Genomic DNA, 19899 nt, shown 5'->3' with positions numbered 1-19899 from the left:
TATGAGGTGCGGTGCGCGCTTTTGCGCATCGCGGGAGGCTGAGATGATCGAGATAGTGAAGCGCGATTACAGCCTGCTTGGCCCGAGCGGCAAAGCGGCTGTCGAGACCGGGTTGGCGGCGGCGGAGTGGTACCACACGGATATTCCGCGCAAGGAGATGAAAGCGCTGATGCAGCGCTCGGATGAAGCCGCGATCCGCGACACGATCATCTGGCTGGGTTGCATGGCGATCTTCGCCGGCCTCGGAGTCTATTTCTGGGGCTCCTGGATCTGTGTTCCCTTCTTTCTGGCTTACGGCGTGCTTTATGGCTCCGCCTCGGACAGCCGCTGGCATGAATGCGGGCACGGTACGGCGTTCAAGACCCGCTGGATGAACGATGTGGTCTACCAGATCGCCAGCTTCATGATGATGCGCAATCCGGTAACCTGGCGCTGGAGCCATACACGCCATCACACCGATACCGTCATCGTCGGCCGCGATCCGGAAATCGCCGTCATGCGGCCGCCGGATCTCCTGCGCCTGGTCCTGAATTTCTTCGGCATTTACGATGTCGCCTATGGCATGCTGGACATGATCCGCAATGCGTTCGGCGTCGTCAGTGCCGCCGAAAAGACCTTCATTCCCGAGCAGGAGCAGCCGAAGGTCATCCGCACCGCCCGCATCTGGAGCGCGATCTATATCGCAACGATCGCCGCCGCTCTCTGCATGGGTTCGTTTCTGCCGCTGGTGCTGATCGGCCTGCCGCGGCTCTACGGCGCCTGGCATCATGTGCTGACCGGCCTGCTGCAGCACGGCGGGCTGGCCGACAATGTCGTCGACCACCGGCTGAACAGCCGCACGGTGCTGATGAATCCGATCAGCCGCTTCGTCTATTGGAACATGAACTATCATGTGGAGCACCACATGTTCCCGATGGTTCCCTATCATGCGCTGCCGAAACTGCATGCGATGATTAAAGACGACCTGCCGAAGCCCAACCCCTCCATGTGGTCGGGTTACCGCGAAATGATCCCGGCCTTCCTGCGGCAGCTACGCAATGAAGATTATTTCCTGAAGCGTGAGTTGCCGCCGACGGCCAGACCCTATCGGGAGGAATTCCACAATACGCTGGCTGATGCAGCACAATAACAGTCGAAAATTGCAAACAGGGAGGCAGGAATGAGCGGCAACTGGATCGAGGTCTGTGCAGCAGATGCGATCGATGAAGAGGACGTCATGCGCTTCGACCATGGCGGTCGAACCTTCGCCATCTATCGCAGTCCGGAGGACGACTATTTCGCTACCGACGGTCTGTGTACACACGAGCAGGTCCATCTCGCCGATGGGCTGGTCATGGCCAACATCATCGAATGTCCCAAGCACAATGGCCGCTTCGACTACAGGACTGGCGAAGCCAAGGGTGCGCCCGTCTGCGTCAGCCTTAAGACCTATCCAGTCAGGGTCGAAAACGGCACCGTCTTCATTGCGGTATAAGGAGCAAGAGCATGCCGCATTTCATTATTGTCGGGGCGGGAGAGTGTGGTGCTCGCGCGGCCTTTGCGCTCAGGGAGAAGGGCTTTAAAGGCGACATCACCTTGATCGGCGCCGAGCCGGTTGCCCCCTATGAACGCCCGCCGCTCTCGAAGGAAGGCCTCGTCCACGCCCATGAGCCGAAGTTCGTGGCCGCATTGGAGCGTTATGTGGAGCAGGGCATCGATCTGCGGCTGGGTATCGATGCGACCGACATCGACCCGATCGGCAAGCTGGTCACACTCACAAACGGCGAAAAGGTTGGCTACGACAAATTGCTGCTGGCGACCGGTGCATCCGCGCGCAGCTTTCCCGGTGTCACGAGAACCGGCGAGCGTATTCGCATGCTCCGCAGCCACGCCGACGCTCTGGCCTTGCGGGCGGCACTTCTCCCGGGCCGACACATCGCCATCATCGGCGGCGGCTTTATCGGTCTCGAGCTGGCGGCCACGGCGCGCAGGCTTGGCGCGGACGCAACCGTCATCGAGGGCCTGCCGCGCGTGTTGAAACGAGGCGTCCCGGAGGCCGTAGCCGAGGTGATAACGCAGCGTCATCGCGAAGAAGGCGTCGATATCCGCTGCGGGGAGACCATTATGGCCGTGGAGGATGGGGCAGACAATGCGATTGTTCGCCTGGCGAGCGGCGAGGTGATTTCCACCGATCTTGTCCTGATCGGAATCGGCGCGCAGCCGAACGTCGCCCTGGCGGAAAAAGCGGGGCTTGCGATCGACAACGGCATCGCCGTCAACGAGCGGTTGGAAACATCTGCGACCGACGTTTACGCCGCCGGCGATTGCTGCTCCTTCCCCTTGGCGCTCTATGGCGGACGGCGGGTTCGCCTGGAATCCTGGCGCAACGCGCAGGAGCAGGGAACCTTGGCCGCAGCCAATTTGCTTGGCGCACAAAACAGTATCTCGGCCGTGCCGTGGTTCTGGTCCGATCAATATGATCTGACGCTGCAGATCGCCGGCCTCGCCGATGGCGCGACGACGATGTTCAGGCGTGATCTCAGCGACGACGCATTCATCCTTTTCCATGTCGATGAAACCGGGCGCCTGCTCGCTGCGAGCGGCATCGGTCGCGGCAATGCGGTGGCCCGTGATATCCGCCTCGCCGAAATGCTGATCGGTGCCCGCATATGCCCGGATCCGGTGGCGCTCACGGCAAACCACATCAAACTTAAATCACTTCTTGCTGCATGATCCACCTCTAGGCGTTCGCCAGCCCTTGACGAACGGCCTCGAACCATAAATCTCTCTCCTTATAACAATAGCTAAGGAGGACGCGTTGAAACTAGTCGGTATATCAGGCAGCCTCCGTAAAGGCTCTTTCAACACGGCGCTGCTGCACGCCGCCGTCGAACTTGCGCCGCCGGGTGTCGAGCTCATAGCCGCGACCATCCACGGCGTCCCACTTTATGACGCTGATGTCGAGGTCGGCGAGGGTATCCCAGAGAAGGTCACCGAGCTCAAGGAGCTTGCTGCGGCTGCCGATGGACTGATGCTGTTCACGCCGGAATACAACAATTCGCTTCCCGGCGTCTTCAAGAACGCGATCGATTGGATGACCCGGCCGTCCAGCGATATTCCCCGCATCTTCAGGGCCAAGCCTGTTGCCGTTCTCGGCGCATCGCCCGGCAATTTCGGCACGATCCTCAGTCAGAATGCCTGGCTATCCGTGCTGCGAACCATTGGTGCCAATCCCTGGTTCGGCGGCCGGCTGATGGTTTCGCGTGCCGGCAGCGTTTTCGATGCGGAAGGTCAAATCGTCGACGAGAAAATCAAGCAGAACCTCGCCGCTTTCGTCCAGGGTTTCGCCGCCTTTGTCGAAAGCACGCAAAAGAGCTGATCGACACATTTCGTGTAGTGAGCCGGATGCCGAACCCTATGATCGAAAGATAGAATAGCCTATTGTGACCGGCAGCGTCGGGTCGGCCGGCGCTTCCGGGGCCCGCATACGATCTTTCTTCGAATTGAAATGAAATCCAATACAGCCGGTTATGTCTTCACGCTGTTGGCAATCAGCATTTTTGCCATACAGGACGGCATCTCCAAACACTTGGTCAGTGCCTATCCGCCACTCTTCGTGGCGATGATCCGCTATTGGGCCTTCATGCTCTTTGCCGTGGCGATGGCGTCAAAGTCGCCGGGCGGATTGCGTGTCGCCGTCCACACCAAGCGACCGCGCTTGCAGATAGCCCGCGGGCTATTGCTCGCCTCCCAGATCGTCGTCGCCATCTCGTCCTTCGTCATTGTCGGCCTTGCCCGTTCGCAGGCGATCTTCTCGTCCGGACCATTGATGGTGGCATTGTTGTCGGTGCCGATCCTTGGCGAAAAAGTCGGTTGGCGGCGTTGGCTGGCGATCTGCATTGGCTTCGTTGGCGTGCTGCTGATCCTGAAACCCGAAAGCGGCTTTTTCGACATCCGTTTCCTGGTGCCGCTTTCAGGCGCCCTGCTGTTTTCGTTTTATGTCGTCCTCACCCGCTATGTGAGCCGTGACGACTCCGCGATGACCAGCTTTTTCTACACCGGCATCGTCGGTGCTGTCGCGATGAGCTGCATCGGGCCGTTCTTCTGGACACCGCTTGCGCCACATGACTGGGTTTTCATGGGTGTACTCTGCCTCACCGGCATGTCGAGCCACTATTTTCTCATCCGCGCCTACGATCTTCTCGACGCAGTCGTGATCCAGCCACTCACCTATCTACAACTCGTCTTTTCCGCGATCATCGGTGTGTCGATTTTCGGCGAGACCCTCAATTTCAATACGGTCGCCGGTGCAATTATCGTCGTGGCCGCGGGCATTTTCACCATTTGGCGCGAAAACGCCTTGGCACGCGCTGGCGCCAAGGCGTCGAAAGCGTAGGTGGTGGCCCTAGGTTCAGGAGGCTGGAGCGACCTTTAGGCGTCGATCTCCGCCTTTGGCCGCTCCTCGGTGTAGTAGCTGGTGTATTTCTGCCGATAGCGCTCCGTGCCACCGAAGTCGCTATAGCGCGACAGTTCGGACATATCCGTCTTGTTGAGGATGACGCCCAGGATGCGCGAACTGATCTGCGGCTCCTGTTCCAGAATATCCCTGACGAGATTGGTCGGCGTCGCGCCCCATTCGGCAACGAACAGGAAGGCGTCCACCTGCGGCGCGAATGCCTTGGCGTCGATGACAGGGCCCAGCGGCGCAAGGTCGACGACGACATAGTCGAACATCTTCCGCGCATTCTCCATCAGATTCATCATCCCCTGCGAAGACAGGAGCTCGCTGGTGTGCAACAGGTGATCGCGCAGCACCACCGGTAGAATGGCGAGTTTGGTGCGCGGATCCACCCTGACGGCGCTTGCCCAGGGAACCTCGCCGAGAACCGCCTCGATGAGACCAGTCTGTGGCGGCGACTTCAGCATCCGGCTCAAACCGGGATTGCGCAAGTCGGCATCGATCAACAGCGTGCGTTTGCCGCTGCTTGCGAGCAGGGCGGCAAAATTTGCTGCCGTCGTCGACTTGCCTTCGCCGGGCAGCGCCGAGACGACGCCGATGACGCGATCTGCTCGCCCTTGCAGCATGACGTCGCTGGCAAGCTTGGCGTTGCGCAGGGTTTCGGCGAATATCGAACGCGGCGCCTCGACCGAGACACGCATGATGCGTTCGAAAGCCACGCCGTTTTCGGCATCCTCGGCCGTTGCCGGTGCGGCCCCAGCTTTGCGTTTGCGGCCCTTCTTCCTGTCGAGCGACTGCTGACCGAGTAGCGGCAGATAGCCCAGGAATTTAAGCCCGAGCGCTGCGCGGACATCGCCTTCGACCCGGAAGTAGCGATCACGGAATTCCTGGAGCGCGGCAAAAGCACCGCCGGCCATCAAGCCAAGAACGACCGAAAGTGCCAGTGCGAGCGTCTTTTTCGGGGCAGACGGTGCAGTCGGAACGCCAGCAGCAGATATGACACGTGCCTTGGCGATCGGGAAGGAGCGCTGCTGCGATGCCTCTTCATAACGGCTGAGATAGGATTCGTAGAGCGTCTTCAGCGCGGTCGCCTTCTGATTAAGCTCGTTCAAGTGCACGAGGGATTTGTTGGCCTCGGAATTCTTGCCGACCACACCCTCGATGCTCTCGCGCAGCGACACCGCACGCGACTGTGCCACGTCAAGTTCATTCTTGTAGCTCGCCGTCAATTGCTGGAGCTCCTGATAGATCTGCCGGGTGATATCCTCGCGCTCCGCCTTCAGCGCCACGGCCTGGGGATGATCGGCGCCAAAATTCTGCGTCACGTCCTGCTCGCGCTTCTGCACTTGGAGATAGCGGGTCTTCAGATCCTGCAACACGCTGTTGTCGGTCTGGCTGGACGAGATCGTTGCGTTTTTCACCGCATTGTCCGGCCCCTGGTCAATAATCGATTTATATTGATTGTAGCGTGCCGAGGCGCTGGCGGTATCCGCCTGGGCGATGATCAGCTGTTTGTTGAGATCGGAAATCTGCTGTTCCGACATCAGCTCGCCGCCCGTCTGAGTCAAACCATTGTCCGCCTTGTATTTTTCGACTTCGAGCGAAGCCTGTTGCGAACGCTGGCGCAAGTCGTTCAACCGTTCCTGCAGCCAGACGGATGCCCGTTCGGTCGCATCGAAATTGGCGTTCAGCTGATCGGTGAGATAGGCGTCGGCATAGGCGGCCGTAACCTTGGCGGCCAATTGCGGATCGGTCGAGTCGAAAGATACCGAGACGACGGAACTACGGGTCACACGCTCAACCTTCAGAGCGTCCTGCAATGTCGCGGCGATTTGTTGACGTTGCGCCTCGCGGGCCTCTTCGGGAGTTAGCGGCGGCTTCGCCGGCTTGAAGGCGCTGGCAATCGACTTCACGCCGGATTTGATCAGCGCTACCGGCGACTGCGGCGGATTCAGGATCGCGTCATTGTTGAGGAGGCCAGCCGCATCGACGACGCGCAACGCCATTTCGTTGGATTTCAGGATTTCGACAGCGCTGGCGATCTCCATGTCGGCCTGTTGGCTGCTGGCCGCCGGCGGCTGGTCCTCCGCGTATTTGGTCATGGTTTCGTCAAGCAATATCTGTGTCGCAGACGTATAGCTCGAAGGTGCGGTCACGAGATAAGCGACCGCCAGCGCGACGAAAAGGGCCACGCCGGCGAGAATGGTGCGAATGCGACGGGTCACGACCGCCATCAGCCGGTCGAGGTCGATGAAACCATCCTGATCGTCCGCCTTGGGAAGGGCGCTGTGGAAGGTGAAATTCTTCTGATGCATGGCGACCACCTTGTCGGAGAAGCCTAAATGAATAACGGCTCTGGCCTGCGGCCATCGAGGCCGCAGGCGAAAGTCTGAAGCGGCTTATGCTGCGGTCATCTGCGCTTCGTGCGAGAGAACCAGGTTTCGGATCGAGTCATAGACGAGACCGCCGATATCGGTGCGTGCAAGCGCGAAGGCGACATTCGCTTCGATGAAGCCTTGCTTCGATCCGCAATCGAAAGTCTTTCCGCTGTAGGCCTGGGCATGGAAGGCCTGTGTTTGCGACAGGCGCAGCATACCGTCGGTCAGTTGGATTTCGTTACCGGCGCCGCGCTCCTGGCGCGCGAGGATGTCGAAAATCTCAGGCTGGAGAATATAGCGCCCATTAAGGTAAAAGTTAGAAGGCGCTTCCGACGGATGCGGTTTCTCAACCATTTTGGTCACACCGAAGCCGTGCCGAACCGGTGCTCCCCGGCCGATGATGCCGTATTTCGAGGTCTCTTCCGGTGCACATTCCTCGACCGCGACGATGTTGCCGCCAACTTCATCATAGAGGTCCATGAGCCCGGCCATGCAGCCGCGCAGGCCGTGGCAGACCATGTCGGGCAGCAGCAGCGCGAACGGCTCATTGCCGATCAGGTCGCGGGCACACCAGACGGCATGACCAAGGCCCAGCGGCGCCTGCTGCCGGGTAAAGCTGATCGAACCGGCTCTGGGCAGGAGACTTTCCAGTTCGGAGACCTGCTTTGTCTTGCCAGCCCTGTGCAGCGAGGAGATCAGCTCAGGTGTGTCGTCGAAATGATCTTCAATCGCCGACTTGTTGCGGCTGGTGACAAAAACGATGTGTTCGATGCCGGCCTCGATGGCCTCATCGACGGCGTATTGCACCACCGGACGATCGACGATCGTCAGCATTTCCTTCGGCATAGCCTTTGTGGCGGGCAGGAAACGGGTTCCGTTGCCGGCAACCGGGATGATTGCTTTTCTCACAGGATGCTTAGGGTCCATGGCTCTATCCTTTATTAGAGTGAGGGCCTGCGCCCAGACTGGGGAGGGAGGAGGAGATTTGAGACGTCGCAGCCACTTCGCCGCCCCGCAGGACGGTTGCCTCACCGCCAACCCGAGGAAGGGCGGCAAGACGACGAAGACGCGCTGCGATCGGCATGCGCAAGTGACGAACCGCGCGTGGATTGCGGCATGCAATCTTCAGCGCGTTCAGCAGGGCGCCGTCCTTGATGCTGTCGACAAGCATCAGGAAGGACAGTGTTTCTTTCAGGTTCCGCGTCCGGCGCCGCTGGGCGGCAAGGGCGGCAGCACCGAAAGTATGGTCAGCGAAAAACGTGCGGTCGGCGGCAATCATCGCTTCGACGTGATCCCGCTTCAGCACCCGCGAGATCGAGCCCTCGCGAATGTAATAGAGATAGCCGGCAGTCGGCTCGACCGCGCAGACGCCGCCTCTGGCCAGCGCGGAGGCGAGGAAGATGTAATCCTCGCCGATCCGGAGGGACTGATCGAAGCGGAGACGATGCTTTTCCAGGAAGGCTCGCTCAAAGACCGGTTTCATGTAGCCGAAATTATGCTCGGAGTGGAAAATCATGTTCGACGAGATGAATTTCGCCAACGTCAGCACGGGCAGGCGCGTGAGCACCGCTTCAGGAAACATCGTGCTCGCGGCCGCGTCCTCTCCCCGGATGATGTCGAGATTGTCGACCACGATCTGGGCTTCGGCCTTTTCGGCCCGCGCGATCAACCGCGCCATCCGGTCCGGGCGCAGGGCATCGTCGGAATCGAGTACGGCCACCCATCGGCCGCGCGCGGCATCGAGGCCGGCATTGCGCGCCGCGGCTGGACCGCCGTTGCGGGGCATCGCCACCAGCCGGACCCGCGGGTCGGCGTGGTTACCGGCGATCGCCGGAGTGTTGTCGCTGGAACAATCGTCGACGACGATCACCTCCATGCTGACGGCACCCTGCGCAAGCGCGCTGTCAATGGCGCGCTCCAGCGTGTCCTCGGCGTTGTAGGCTGCGATGACGAAACTGACATCAGGGATGAAATCCGTCATTGCGGTGCCTTCTCCAAACTTCCGTATTGTTCAATTTCGCGGACACCGAACAGGCCGCTGACCACACCCGCGTGCATGATGCCGCGCAGGCCATAGCGATGGCGCTGCACGGGGAAAGCGGCAAGAAGCGTGGCCGCGGCAAAGCAGTAGGCGGATTTGGCGCCAGCGAGCGCAATCGCCTTCCACCGGCCAAGACCTGCCGAACTCTCCAGCAGCATGCGTCCATGGGTCTGGCCCATGCGGAAACGCCGCTTTGCAAGCCAGGCGCGTGTCGCCCGCCCGCTCGGCACCGGTTCGTAGACCAGAGCGTCTTCGGCATAGGCGATCCGTCCGCCCGCCTTGTGCATGTGGGCGAAGAATTCCGTATCCTCGCCACCGCTGCGCCCCAGCGCGATGTTGAAGCGGCGGCCGGTAAGAGACGGTGTGTTGCGCCGCAGCAGCGCATTGCAGGTATAGCCCGTGCGGATCTCGCCGGAGACCCAGACCGGTAATGTCGAATGGAAATCGCCACGCCGCATCCAGGCGGGCGCCATGTTCGGGTAAACGGCGCGCACCGGGCCGAGAACAGCAGCGGCCCCGGTCGTATCCGCCGTCACCAGCAGTTCCGCCAGCCAATCTTCCGACGCGGTCTCATCGTCATCGATAAAGGCCACAAAATCGCCGGTCGCGTGATCGAGGCAGGCATTGCGGGCAATCGAAATGTTCGAAGCGGGGCAATGCACATAGGTGATCTCGAAGGGCACCGCCGAACGCATGGCGTCGACACGGTTGCGCGCACTCGGCGTCACGTCGTTGTCCGCAACGATAATGCGGACGAGAGTGCCGGCAGGAACGGACAAGACCGCCAGCGACAGCAAGGTCTGGTCCAGTTCGGCACGGCGATAGGTGCAGACGGCGATGTCGATCTTCACGGGGCGGCACTCCCGGTTCTGTGTGCTGGTACTACCCCGCGTCCACGGAAGCTAAGCACCTCCATCCAGAAGCCCATCGACCAGGCGAAATGCATGACCATGGCCGAGATGGCAGCAAGCGGTCCGTAGGGGTTGCGCTCGCCAAGGGCGATCCAGAAGCCATAGGCGACGCAAGCGAACGCCCATAGGCCGACTGGAATGACCGCGATCCAATTAAGGATCGCCAGAAAGGCGCCGACAAAGATCGGCACCACGGCGAGCGGCAGCATCTGGCGAATGCTCGGCATGCTGCGATGCTTGAGGATATTGCGGGCCCGACCGCGGCCATAGCCGAGATACTGCCGGAAAAGCGTCGGAATGCTGGCCCGCGGATAGTAGGTCATCGCCGTCTTGTCGGTAAGCCAGATACGATATCCCGCCTTCCGCAGCCGATAATCGAGCTCGGCATCCTCGTTGTGGCTGAAGGTCTCGTCATAGCCGCCGATGGCACGGAAAGCGGCAATGCGCATCAATGCATGATGGCCGTGGTCGGCCCAGTGCCCCTTGGCGCCTTCGCGATGTTTCGAGCCGCCATTGCCGAGCTTTGAATTCTGCGCCACAGCCGTCGCCTTCTGGAAAGCGCTGAAGCCCATGGTACGCATCGCGACCACGACGGAATCCGCTCCCGTTGCGCCCGCCTCGCGCACTAGCGTCTGGCAGTAGTCATCCGGATAGTCGCCATGGGCGTCGATGCGAATGAAATAGTCGTAGTCGTCACCGAAGGTTTCGATTGCGAGATTGATCGCGGCACTTTGCAGCCGTTTCGGGTTATTGAGCAGGAGAACGCGCGGATCGGCCACGGCGATATCCCTGACGATGTCACGGGTTTTATCCGTGCTGCCGCCATCGGCCACCACGATCCTGGCATCCAGTTCGTCCAGCGCCGGCCCGAGCTTGGCAATCAGCGGCCCGATGTGCTTCTCTTCGTTGAGGCAGGGGATAACGATTAAGCAACGTTTATCCATGGGTATTCCGGTCTTCATTGCAATCCACCTCTATTGCGATGCAGTTGTGGGAGGGCCTGTAATTCGGCGGTTTGCTCGCTGGCGCGGGCAAGAGAAGCCAGCCGTTGCACCAAGGCCTGGCAATCGGCGCGATCGGTCATCCATTGCCTGCGGTCTTGCGTGGCCAAGGCATTGAAAGCGGCGAGATAGCGTTCCTCGCTCATATCGCCCAGAAGATCGGCGAGATGCGCAGCGTCCGCCTCCTTGAGCGTCAGTCCGATTTTACGGCTTGTCAGGAACCGCGCAGTCTCGGTGCCATCGACAGCGATCGCTACCGCGCCATGCAGGCCACCTTCATAAAGACGGTTCGGCAACAGCCAGCTTGAGTTCAGCCCCTCTTCGAAGAAGTCGATCGCCCAGGAGAATTGCACCTCGCCATAGATCGCCGCGAGGTCCTCGGGATTTTTGTAGGGCCCGCCGAAGCGCATGAAAGGCGCATCACGGACGAAACCATCGAAATCGCTGAATTCCGAACGGGCCGGCCGGCCACGCAAAACGATCTCGAAGCGACCGTCCATCTGGCGGGAGAAATCGGCGAGCATTTCCAGCGATTTGCGGCAACGCAGCGCACCGAACCAGCCGATCTTCCAGGGCTCGCCACTGGCTGGCAATCGAGGACCAGCCGCAATCTCAGCCTCAGCGCCTTCGAGGGCTAGAACCTTGTTTTCGAGGAGGACGATCGGCAGGTCGAGACCGGAGCGCGAGCGGAAATAATGCTCGACAAAAGCCGGCGAACTGGTGAGCAGCAGTGCCGCGTCCGCGCCGAAATGACGCTCGAGGCCGCGCAGAGCACCGCCAAAGACATCTTGGCGCAACAGTAGCCGGTGAATGTCGAGGCATTCATAGACAACGGGCATATCGCCGCCGAAGATGGACTTGGCGCGGTTGGCCACAGCCAGCATTTCAAGATTGCGGCCGATGATGATGTCCGGCTTGTCGACCGAGCGCAGCAAGCCGCGTAGTCGCAGAGCGGACTTGGCGACAGCGGCGATACGCTGCGCGAACTGTGCGTCACGCGTCCGGCCTAGCTCGATCGGTTCGACACCATGGATGGCAGCCAAGGCGTTGTCACTGCGGCGAAATCCTGCCAGCGTCACCCGTGCCCCGCCCGCCTGCAGCATCAGCACCCGCCTGCGCACGGCAGGATCGGCGAGATCATGGACGAAATAGAGAATATGCAGCATCAAAACTTCCGCTCTCGTGCCCGGCAACGGCCAGGCGCCTCGTTTCATTCGTGTTGCATCACGGGTTCCTGCTCCAACCGCGAACTCACTCCGCGGCCGGACTATCTCAGTTCAGCTTGCAGGCGATCGATTCAGGGAATTGGCACTTGTCGCCAGCCGCCGTGAAGGCAACTCGGTCGATCTGCATCGTTGCCGGCCCGCCGCCATAGGCGAACTTGCCCATCCAGCCGCTGAGCGTGTCTGTGCCCCAAAGGCTGAAGAAAATCTTCTGAGCGTGCGTCGGTATCTTGGAAGGATCGGTAACCTCCTGAACCAGCTTGCCGTTCACGTAATAGCGAAGCCGATCCTTCTCCCAGACGAAGGCATAGTCGTTGAAGCCTTGATCGGCGCCGCCGGCGACCGGAACCAGTTTCTCGTTGCCGCCTTTGGCGCCGATATATTGATTAACCTGAACCTGTGTAGGATTCTTGCCGAGCACCTCGAAATCGATCTCGTCGTGCGGTTTCTTGTCGGTCTCGCCGATATAGGTGAAGAAAGCCGAATTGAGGCCCGAACCGGTCGCGGTGCGATAACGCGCCTCGTAGGTGCCGTAGCCATAGGTCTTGGTCGTCTGGAGCTCGCCGCAGGCATAGTCGCGCTGACCGGTCTTGGCCTGGGTGAATTGAAGCTTCAGCATGCCACCGTCAACGCTGACCTGCTTCTTAGACCAGGTGCAATTCTGGTGCGGGCCGTTGTTCCAGCCATCCGAAATATACCAGCGGCCGCTGTCGATCCTGTCGAAATTGTCGACGAAAGATTTGCCGCTCGGTTGATCCTCCTGCGCGGAAGCCGCGCAGGGAATGAGGCCGATGCCCAAGATGGCGAATGAAACAAGGCTAAGTCTTCTCGCGCGGAAGATCGGATTCGTCATGTATCACCTTTACTCGGAGGTCGTTTGCCGACCGTCGGCAGTCAGAACATTGGCGGGCCGCTGCATGCGGCTGCCAGTCAGAAGATTGTAGAAGGAGGGAGCGGCATAGCGCGCCAAACCGTTGGTCAGCGGCAGCGCCGTCAGGGTAATGCCGGCCGCCAGCAGGTAGAACACAGGATAGAGGTCCGCACCGCTGCGATTCCACAAAACAAAAAGGCAGAACAGCAGCGGATAATGGGCGCAGAAAATCCAGAAGCTCAAGCCGCCGGTTTCTGCCAATCGCTGTCCAAGCTTGCTCTTGATCAAGATTGCCGAAAGCGCCCAGAACCCGGGAATACCAGCAAGCACCATCATATCTCGGCTGAATTCGAGCCAAACTGGCGGTTCCGGCGCAGTCACATAGGCTGCTGTCGCCCACAAAATCGCAAGTGCGAGAAAAGCCGCGCCAATGGGGGCCGCATATCGGTCGATGATTGTCAGATCGACGCGGTAAAGGCTGAGATAGATACCGAAGCTGAAGCTGAAGAGGATGGAGTTCCTGAGCACGATGCCAAGCGATACCGGCAGTGCCGCAAGCAGCAACAAGGATGCCAGCGTCGGCAGCGGATAGCGGCAGATCAGCATCGCCAGCAGCGGCGAGAGCAGAATGCAAACGAAGAGATCGCGCAGGAAATAGAGCGGCAGATCAATTGGCGTGCCTTCAATGGCAAACAGAAGTGTAGCGAGCGTGCGCGGGCTGGCGTCTGTCAGATCCGGAATATAGCCGTCGCCTATGCCGCGGTTCTGCAAGATCAGCACGAACAGAAAGAAGCCGCTGTTCCACAGCAGAAACGGCAGAAGAACTGTCTTGGCCTTGCGGCGAATGGTCTTGCGATAATCCAGCGAAGCCGCGCCGTGACGGAAAAGGAGATAGCCGGAAATGGCGCTGAGGCAGGGTACGCCGACGCGAAACAAGCTATCGCGCAGGAAGACCCGAAACCAATCGAAGAAGCCATAGGCGCCTTGGAACGGGCTGGAATCCGTATCGAATGGAATATGTACAAACACGATGCCGGAGATAAGCACGATGCGCATAAGATTGATCCGCGAAGACACGTTGGCAGTCACGTTCACGATATCTGTCACCCCTTTTTCGGACCGCTCCCCCTTGCGGCCGCTTCAACCAGAGCAGACTAGAGCCCGCGACACCTAACCTAGGGCGATCTCGCGAAAGGAAATATGGCACTGCAGCAAAAAACGGAGGTATATGAGCGCTAAAGCCAGTCATTTCGCGACGAAAACACTGCGCGACGATATAATCCAAACGGGTTAATTCGTCTGGAAGTCTCTGGTTTAAAACGATTTTAAGGACGGCGTAATATTATGTGAACGGAATTGAAATACACGCTGTGGCGGCATCAAATTTTTTTCCACCGGCCGAGGATTTTTTTGCATCGCCGCAGACTTCTTGATCAAAAATGATCGAAATGAGGCGGCGATGCAAGCTTCTTGAGAAAGTGCGAATAGGATCATTCACCTACGAGTTGTGGTTCTCCCTTTGGCATTCTGCGTGAGCGAACAAGTTCCAGCAGCTTGCGGACAAGGGCTCCCTCGGTCAGCAGAACAAGCACGGTATAGATCACGCCGCCTGCCACCGAGCCGACCACGACCTGCAGGACGGCGCCTGGTAGCTGCGTCTGCAGGTGGTCAAGCATGAAGCGAACGATGAGAGCCATGATGAGGGCAGTGATCATCGGCCGATTGCTGATATAGAGGCCTTGGAAGAACGGCGTGCCATCGGCGCGAAAGACTGCCCAGGAATAAAAGATCAGCGTGACGACGCTGACGATGCAAAGCCAGACCATGGCCGAGATCAGATTGCCGCTGATCGCTCCATAGGCAACAGCAGCGGTCGTTATGATGGCGCGGATGATTGCCGACCAGAACAGAACATTGCCGCGGCCGACGCCCTTGAGATAAGGGATGAAGGTACTGCAGGGAGTCAGGATCGCCTTGGAAATAGCCAGCAGTCCGAGTACCGGCCAGGCATAGGCCCATTTTTGTCCGAACAGCACCAGCATGGCCGGCTGAGCGATCGCCCACAACCCGAACATCATCGGCGCGAGGAGCACTGTCGTCACCTGCGTGCTCAGCATCAGCGCATCCGACCGGCGTTTGCGGTCGTGCATCATGCGGCTGAAGGCCGGAAACAACACGCCCATGACTGCCGAGAGCACCACCTGGTTCGGAATGCTGGCAAAGCGGTTGCCGGCCGAATAGGCACCCGCATCGGCAAGGCCGAGATAGCGGGCGATGATCACCATCGGCGACTGGAAGGTGACGAAATTGGCGATTTCCGAGCCCATCATACCAAAGGAGAATTTCGTCAGTCCCCTGACGCGGCTGAACGAGAAGACCGGGCGGGGAAAATAACCGGAGACGCTATAAAGACCGACGAGGCGCACGGTGCCCGAAACAAAAAGCTGGGCAACCAGCGACCAGACGCCAAATCCGAAATATGCCAGTCCGACCGCCATCAATGCGCCGGCGGACTCCGAAACCATGCTCCAGACAGCGTCCTTGCTGAAGTTCATCCGCCGCGCCAGGATCGAGTAGGCGACGTCGGCCGCAAGCTGAATCGGGATCATGAAGGCCATGATGCGCAGAAGGTAGGCTGCCTCTTTTGCGCCCAATAATGCTGCAAAGAAGTCGGCGAAGACGTAGAGAACCACGGCCATCAGCGTCGACACGGCCAAATTGACCCAGAAGACCGAGTGGATGGTCAGCATGTCCTCCTTTTCCTGAATGACAAGGGAGGAGGTCAGTCCGGCGCCGCCGATCATGGCCAGGAATTGCACCACCGTCAGCGCTACGGCGACGACACCGAATTCTTCCGGGCTGAGGATGCGTGCAAGGATGGGGACGGTAATGAATTTCAATCCAAATGTACTTGTCTTGGATAAAACGCTCCATCCGACATTGTTCGTAATCGAACGGACGCTAACTGTTGAGGTCATTGCGACATCCTATCTCTTGGGACCGGCTAAAAATGAGTGATGGAGATTGTCGGAAAACACATGGCCGCGGCCCCGCAAAGGGGGCCGCAAACTTTTTGTTGAAACCGTAAAGGCGAGAAAATGGCGTCAGTTACGATTGTTATTCCCTTCTACCAGAAGCAATCAGGCATTCTGCAGCGCGCATTGAGGTCGATATCTAGGCAGGTGTTTCAGGATTTCGATATCCTCGTCGTCGATGATGAATCGCCGCTTCCGGCGGAAAGCGAACTGCAATCGCTTGGGGAAGAGGAACGCGCGCGTATTAGGGTGATCCGTCAGGCCAATGCCGGCCCAGGTGGTGCGCGCAATACCGGCCTCGACAATGTGCCGGCATCAAGCCGCTTCGTTGCCTTTCTCGATTCCGACGACGAATGGGCGCCGGAACATCTCAGCAACGCCTTCGAGGCCCTGACGCGACACAATGCTGATTGTTATTGGGACTCGATCTATGGTGGCGAGGAATTCTTCTACCACTTTAGCATGGCGGAACTGGCGAAATCGTTCGATGCCACCCGTCTCTCCCAAATGCCGTCAGTCATCGAAATTCCCGATATCGCCAGCGTTATGCTGAAAGACTGGAGTTTTCTGCATCTTTCCTGCATGGTGATCGGCCGGCCACTGTTTGAGAAAATCCGCTTCGAAGCCGCCTTGCGGCTGGCGGCAGAGGACGTGTTGTTCTTCTGCGACTGCATTCTGGCGGCCAAACGCGTGTTGCTTTGTGAAGATACCGGCGCAATGCGCGGCGAGGGCATGAATATCTTTCACAGCATCGATAACGATTCTCCCGAATTCCTGCACCAGCAGTTCAACACCTGGACGGCGCTTAACACACTGGAACAGCGGTTTTCGCGCCGGCCTCAGGACGTTGCGGCCATTCGCGTTTACAAGAACCGAGCCCGCAAACAGGCGCTATGGAGCCAAGTGCGACAATTGCGCCGGCGGCGGTTCCCGCAGGTCGGGCTCCTGGCAAAATGGGCATGGCGCGATCCGGCGATATTGCAGAGCGCGATGCAGCTTGCCGCAGGCAAGTTCGCGCCCTAGTTTTCGCACCTGCAGCAAAGCTGTCGATGCCATAGTACTCAAAAGCCAACGCGTGTTCGGCTACCACATCACCAAGGAGACCTGCATGAAGCCGTTCCACTGGGAATCCACCCATGGCAATTTCGGTGACGATCTCAATCTCTGGCTCTGGGATTTTCTGCTCCCGGGCCTGCGCGAGGTGCATGAAGAAACACTGCTGGTCGGTGTCGGCACCGTCCTCAACACCCTGATACTGCCGCTTGAGGGCCGCAAGCTCGTCATCGGAAGCGGCTTTGGCTATGGCTCGCTTCCCGATATGCGCGACAGGAACGAATGGGATATTCGCTGCGTGCGCGGCCCGCTGACAGCGGAAAAAGTCGGGCTCCCGCAAGACATGGGCATCATCGATCCGGCAGTGATGGTGACCGAAATGCCGGAATTCAAAAATCTGCCGAAAAGCAAACGCCGCACCTTCGTGCCGCATTGGGAGTCGGCAGCAGCGGGGATATGGCCGGAGATCTGCAAGACCGTCGGCCTTTCCTACCTCGATCCCCGTGGCGAGGCGAAGGCCGTGATCCGCGAGATCGCGACATCCGAGCTGATCGTCGCCGAATCCATGCACGGCGCGATCCTTGCCGATGCCTTCCGCGTACCGTGGATCGCCGTCAGCACGTCGCGAGCGATCAACAGCTTCAAGTGGAACGACTGGGCCCGCTCTCTCGGTGTTACCTACGCGCCAAAGCTCATTCCGGTCTCCACCCGCGCCGAAGCGATCGCCAAGGGTGCCCGGTTCTGGGGCGTCGGTTTCGAACGCGACGAACAGGCTGGAGACGATCTGGACAAGCGCCGGCAGGGAGAGACGATGGTTCTCGCCGATCCAGAGCAGACGCGTTTACGGGTGATGGCAAAACAGGCACTTGCCATGCCTTCGGCACTTGGGCTTTGGCAGGCCAGCAAGGCGAAGCCGCAATTGAGCGCCGATGCGACACTTGCCAGCCGCAAGCAGCGCCTTTGGGATGTTCTCGAAGGCGTGCGCCGCGACTACCTCTGATACGGTGTAGACTTATTTGGGAGCGGCCTGCAGCAGATAACGCAGGCCGTTCGTCCCAGAATGAGCAATCGGCGCAGCGCCGCGCTTGCGAAAACGCTCCGTCTTGTCGGCAAAAATACCGCCAGCAATGGCCGGAATAGCGGTGGGATTGCCCAAGGCATAAAAAGCCGCCGCGGCCAGACCCGACTGTCCCTTGATATCCAGGAAGCGCCGCAACTCATAGCGGCCGCGAACATGTTGCTCGTGGCGGCCAATGGCGGCTGCATCGGTCTGCGAAAGCCCGCCGGCCGCCAGAATCGCCCTATCGGCTTCGTATAGCCGCCGCAAATCCTCGGTGCGATGGCGACCACTTAGCGAATTGCTGCGCACCACCGCACCATAACCGCAGCTATGGATGACTTTGTAGCGAGCAGCCTTAGCAAGCGCCCGCACATAGAGATCGTAATCCTCGCCAAGACGCAGGGCCTCGTCATAGCGCAGTCCATGGGCGTTCAGAAACGATCGGCGCATCAGCGGCTTCAGGAAGCCTATCTCGCCGCGTCGGACGCCACGTTTGGAGATATTGCCTTCGACAAAGGCGACCAGATCCAGAAAGCGCGGCTTTGGATCAAAATGATCGATCATCGTAAAAGCATCCGAGACCGTATCGGCATTGACGAAGGCAATGTTGTCGGCAACGAAATCCCAATCGTCGGCGGCGAGCAACGGCTTGAAGCGCCCTGGGAAAAAGAAATCGTCGGCATCGAGGATGCTGATCAGAGGCGCGCGCGAAATCTCGATGGCGTGATTGCGTGCTGCCGCAGGACCGCGATTTTTCTCGAATTGCCGGATGGTGAGACGCCCACTGCCGTCGTCGGCGAGGCTGGCGGAGGCGGCGGTGCCATCTGTTGAACCATCGTCGATGACAACGACTTCACCCACCTCGGGCTCGCGCAGCGCCGAAGCGACGGCAAGGCCGATGGTGTCGCCGGCATTCTTTGCGGCGATGATTACACAGACGTTGTTCTCGGCACTGTCAGTCACATTAGCCTCCATGGTTCTGCCGGAGACTTAGGACGGCATCAGCTATCGGCAACCACACGATTGCCAAAAGATCGACCAAGCGGTGACCTTACGGATTGAAGGGTTCGGAACGGTTGAGGTTGGAAGCGTGCAAGCCGGTGACCTTGTCGTCGTCACGCATCGGCATTGCGGCCGCATCTTCATTCAACAACGCGTTTCGCGCCCTCTGTTCTTTCCAGACGAGGTAAAGGACGCCAAGAAAGTAACCGATCTGCAGCAGTACGGCGCAAATCACCGTTTCGATCAAAGTGGTCGAAAGAGATTGCGTCAGGAAGTAAGTAGCAATGGCAAATACGGCCAGGGCGCCGAGCATGCTGACAAAAAAGCGTGGCGCATACATAACGTTACCTCGCGCGCACAATCACGAAAAAAGCGGTCAAGGTCTTGCCTCCCAAAATAGACCCACAAGGCAAATATATTTAATGAATCCTTTAGATTCAACCGAGTGATTATGGTCTGTTGCGAATGAATACGACTTTACCCACCACTCGTTAAAACTAGTCCCCCGAAATATGCGCAATTGGACTCGATGTCTTTTCTCTTTCTTTGCCCTTCTCATTAAGGTTGTCCATTAAGCGGACATATACAATTTTCATGATATTAACTCGTCCGGGCTATTGACCCGTGTGTCAAACAATTCAATCAACTTTTATTACAAAGTCTGGTCCTCGCCAACGCCAATATGTGCATCGCAATATGGTGTTGCAGCGCAATAATTTCCGCGAAAAATCAAGATTGCGCAGGAACGATCAAGAGTGAGCAAAGCCTTTCTCAACAAAAATCGATGAACAAAGCGCTTCTTATAGCCTTTAACATTCTTTTACCTCACCATCCGTAACGTAAGATGTGTGTTATTTAGCCTTCTATACAATACTTTCTTTAGTAT

General features: G+C 58.8%; 18 protein-coding genes. 7 read left to right on the top strand and 11 right to left on the bottom strand.

Annotated features, from left to right (window positions below; all coding sequences use genetic code 11):
- Positions 1 to 43 precede the first annotated feature (43 nt).
- The 5 genes from PY649_RS23650 to PY649_RS23630 all read left to right on the top strand — a co-directional run bounded on the left by PY649_RS23650 (position 44) and on the right by PY649_RS23630 (position 4375).
- Complete coding sequence (locus PY649_RS23650; RefSeq protein WP_285871199.1) at positions 44 to 1129, top strand: fatty acid desaturase family protein; 1086 nt, start codon at positions 44 to 46, stop codon at positions 1127 to 1129.
- A 30-nt stretch (positions 1130 to 1159) separates the two neighbouring features.
- Positions 1160 to 1474, top strand: coding sequence for a MocE family 2Fe-2S type ferredoxin (locus PY649_RS23645; RefSeq protein ID WP_285871198.1), 315 nt, complete (start codon positions 1160 to 1162; stop codon positions 1472 to 1474).
- An 11-nt stretch (positions 1475 to 1485) separates the two neighbouring features.
- Positions 1486 to 2712 carry an NAD(P)/FAD-dependent oxidoreductase gene (locus PY649_RS23640; protein WP_285871197.1) on the top strand — a complete coding sequence of 409 codons (1227 nt, stop codon included), beginning with the start codon at positions 1486 to 1488 and terminating at the stop codon, positions 2710 to 2712.
- An 85-nt stretch (positions 2713 to 2797) separates the two neighbouring features.
- Positions 2798 to 3358 carry an NADPH-dependent FMN reductase gene (locus PY649_RS23635; RefSeq protein ID WP_285871196.1) on the top strand — a complete coding sequence of 187 codons (561 nt, stop codon included), beginning with the start codon at positions 2798 to 2800 and terminating at the stop codon, positions 3356 to 3358.
- A gap of 129 nt (positions 3359 to 3487) precedes the next feature.
- A complete protein-coding gene (locus tag PY649_RS23630) occupies positions 3488 to 4375 on the top strand; it encodes a DMT family transporter (protein ID WP_285871195.1) in 888 nt (295 codons plus the stop codon).
- 35 nt (positions 4376 to 4410) lie between these two features.
- On the opposite strand, the gene PY649_RS23625 is transcribed toward PY649_RS23630, so the two are convergent.
- From PY649_RS23625 to PY649_RS23585, 9 genes are all read right to left on the bottom strand, one after another.
- Positions 4411 to 6753 (bottom strand): polysaccharide biosynthesis tyrosine autokinase, encoded by a 2343-nt coding sequence (locus PY649_RS23625; protein WP_285871194.1) that lies wholly within the window; start codon positions 6751 to 6753, stop codon positions 4411 to 4413.
- Positions 6754 to 6837: 84 nt separating this feature from the next.
- Positions 6838 to 7743: a UTP--glucose-1-phosphate uridylyltransferase gene (locus PY649_RS23620; RefSeq protein WP_285871193.1), complete on the bottom strand. Its 906-nt coding sequence runs from the start codon at positions 7741 to 7743 to the stop codon at positions 6838 to 6840.
- Positions 7744 to 7747: 4 nt separating this feature from the next.
- A complete protein-coding gene (locus PY649_RS23615) occupies positions 7748 to 8797 on the bottom strand; it encodes a glycosyltransferase family 2 protein (protein ID WP_285871191.1) in 1050 nt (349 codons plus the stop codon).
- Positions 8794 to 9708: a glycosyltransferase family 2 protein gene (locus PY649_RS23610; protein ID WP_285871190.1), complete on the bottom strand. Its 915-nt coding sequence runs from the start codon at positions 9706 to 9708 to the stop codon at positions 8794 to 8796. The genes PY649_RS23615 and PY649_RS23610 overlap by 4 nt, the downstream gene beginning before the upstream one ends.
- Complete coding sequence (locus PY649_RS23605) at positions 9705 to 10730, bottom strand: glycosyltransferase family 2 protein (protein ID WP_285871189.1); 1026 nt, start codon at positions 10728 to 10730, stop codon at positions 9705 to 9707. The genes PY649_RS23610 and PY649_RS23605 overlap by 4 nt, the downstream gene beginning before the upstream one ends.
- On the bottom strand, positions 10727 to 11935 hold the full coding sequence (locus PY649_RS23600) for a glycosyltransferase family protein (RefSeq protein WP_285871188.1): 1209 nt from the start codon (positions 11933 to 11935) through the stop codon (positions 10727 to 10729). The genes PY649_RS23605 and PY649_RS23600 overlap by 4 nt, the downstream gene beginning before the upstream one ends.
- A 106-nt stretch (positions 11936 to 12041) precedes the next feature.
- Positions 12042 to 12845, bottom strand: coding sequence for an endo-1,3-1,4-beta-glycanase ExoK (gene exoK, locus PY649_RS23595; protein ID WP_285871187.1), 804 nt, complete (start codon positions 12843 to 12845; stop codon positions 12042 to 12044).
- 9 nt (positions 12846 to 12854) lie between these two features.
- Positions 12855 to 13919 carry an acyltransferase family protein gene (locus PY649_RS23590; RefSeq protein ID WP_285871186.1) on the bottom strand — a complete coding sequence of 355 codons (1065 nt, stop codon included), beginning with the start codon at positions 13917 to 13919 and terminating at the stop codon, positions 12855 to 12857.
- A 434-nt stretch (positions 13920 to 14353) separates the two neighbouring features.
- Complete coding sequence (locus PY649_RS23585; protein WP_285871185.1) at positions 14354 to 15841, bottom strand: lipopolysaccharide biosynthesis protein; 1488 nt, start codon at positions 15839 to 15841, stop codon at positions 14354 to 14356.
- A 120-nt stretch (positions 15842 to 15961) separates the two neighbouring features.
- Between PY649_RS23585 and PY649_RS23580 the strand changes: the two genes are divergently transcribed.
- Both PY649_RS23580 and PY649_RS23575 read left to right on the top strand, forming a co-directional pair.
- Positions 15962 to 16921, top strand: coding sequence for a glycosyltransferase family 2 protein (locus PY649_RS23580; RefSeq protein WP_285871184.1), 960 nt, complete (start codon positions 15962 to 15964; stop codon positions 16919 to 16921).
- A gap of 85 nt (positions 16922 to 17006) precedes the next feature.
- Positions 17007 to 17951: a polysaccharide pyruvyl transferase family protein gene (locus tag PY649_RS23575; RefSeq protein WP_285871183.1), complete on the top strand. Its 945-nt coding sequence runs from the start codon at positions 17007 to 17009 to the stop codon at positions 17949 to 17951.
- Positions 17952 to 17963: 12 nt separating this feature from the next.
- On the opposite strand, the gene PY649_RS23570 is transcribed toward PY649_RS23575, so the two are convergent.
- Together PY649_RS23570 and PY649_RS23565 are read right to left on the bottom strand one after the other, a co-directional pair.
- Complete coding sequence (locus PY649_RS23570) at positions 17964 to 18974, bottom strand: glycosyltransferase family 2 protein (RefSeq protein WP_285871182.1); 1011 nt, start codon at positions 18972 to 18974, stop codon at positions 17964 to 17966.
- A gap of 88 nt (positions 18975 to 19062) precedes the next feature.
- Entirely contained in the window at positions 19063 to 19353 is a 291-nt protein-coding gene (locus PY649_RS23565; protein WP_285871181.1) for an exopolysaccharide production repressor protein, read from the bottom strand.
- Positions 19354 to 19899: the final 546 nt, after the last annotated feature.

The sequence above is a fragment of the Rhizobium mayense genome (assembly GCF_030272705.1).
In the GTDB taxonomy this organism is placed as follows: domain Bacteria; phylum Pseudomonadota; class Alphaproteobacteria; order Rhizobiales; family Rhizobiaceae; genus Rhizobium; species Rhizobium mayense.
The sequence above is the reverse complement of the archived record's forward strand: the minus strand, read 5'-3'. Positions and strand labels throughout refer to the sequence as shown.

Excerpts from the sequence above, each read along its gene's own strand:
- PY649_RS23650 (WP_285871199.1), top strand. The coding sequence starts at position 44 with ATGATCGAGATAGTGAAGCGCGATTACAGCCTGCTTGGCCCGAGCGGC.
- PY649_RS23645 (WP_285871198.1), top strand. The coding sequence starts at position 1,160 with ATGAGCGGCAACTGGATCGAGGTCTGTGCAGCAGATGCGATCGATGAA.
- PY649_RS23640 (WP_285871197.1), top strand. The coding sequence starts at position 1,486 with ATGCCGCATTTCATTATTGTCGGGGCGGGAGAGTGTGGTGCTCGCGCG.
- PY649_RS23630 (WP_285871195.1), top strand. The coding sequence starts at position 3,488 with ATGAAATCCAATACAGCCGGTTATGTCTTCACGCTGTTGGCAATCAGC.
- PY649_RS23625 (WP_285871194.1), bottom strand. The coding sequence starts at position 6,753 with ATGCATCAGAAGAATTTCACCTTCCACAGCGCCCTTCCCAAGGCGGAC.
- PY649_RS23620 (WP_285871193.1), bottom strand. The coding sequence starts at position 7,743 with ATGGACCCTAAGCATCCTGTGAGAAAAGCAATCATCCCGGTTGCCGGC.
- PY649_RS23615 (WP_285871191.1), bottom strand. The coding sequence starts at position 8,797 with ATGACGGATTTCATCCCTGATGTCAGTTTCGTCATCGCAGCCTACAAC.
- PY649_RS23605 (WP_285871189.1), bottom strand. The coding sequence starts at position 10,730 with ATGAAGACCGGAATACCCATGGATAAACGTTGCTTAATCGTTATCCCC.
- PY649_RS23600 (WP_285871188.1), bottom strand. The coding sequence starts at position 11,935 with ATGCTGCATATTCTCTATTTCGTCCATGATCTCGCCGATCCTGCCGTG.
- exoK (WP_285871187.1), bottom strand. The coding sequence starts at position 12,845 with ATGACGAATCCGATCTTCCGCGCGAGAAGACTTAGCCTTGTTTCATTC.
- PY649_RS23590 (WP_285871186.1), bottom strand. The coding sequence starts at position 13,919 with ATGCGCATCGTGCTTATCTCCGGCATCGTGTTTGTACATATTCCATTC.
- PY649_RS23585 (WP_285871185.1), bottom strand. The coding sequence starts at position 15,841 with ATGACCTCAACAGTTAGCGTCCGTTCGATTACGAACAATGTCGGATGG.
- PY649_RS23580 (WP_285871184.1), top strand. The coding sequence starts at position 15,962 with ATGGCGTCAGTTACGATTGTTATTCCCTTCTACCAGAAGCAATCAGGC.
- PY649_RS23575 (WP_285871183.1), top strand. The coding sequence starts at position 17,007 with ATGAAGCCGTTCCACTGGGAATCCACCCATGGCAATTTCGGTGACGAT.
- PY649_RS23565 (WP_285871181.1), bottom strand. The coding sequence starts at position 19,353 with ATGTATGCGCCACGCTTTTTTGTCAGCATGCTCGGCGCCCTGGCCGTA.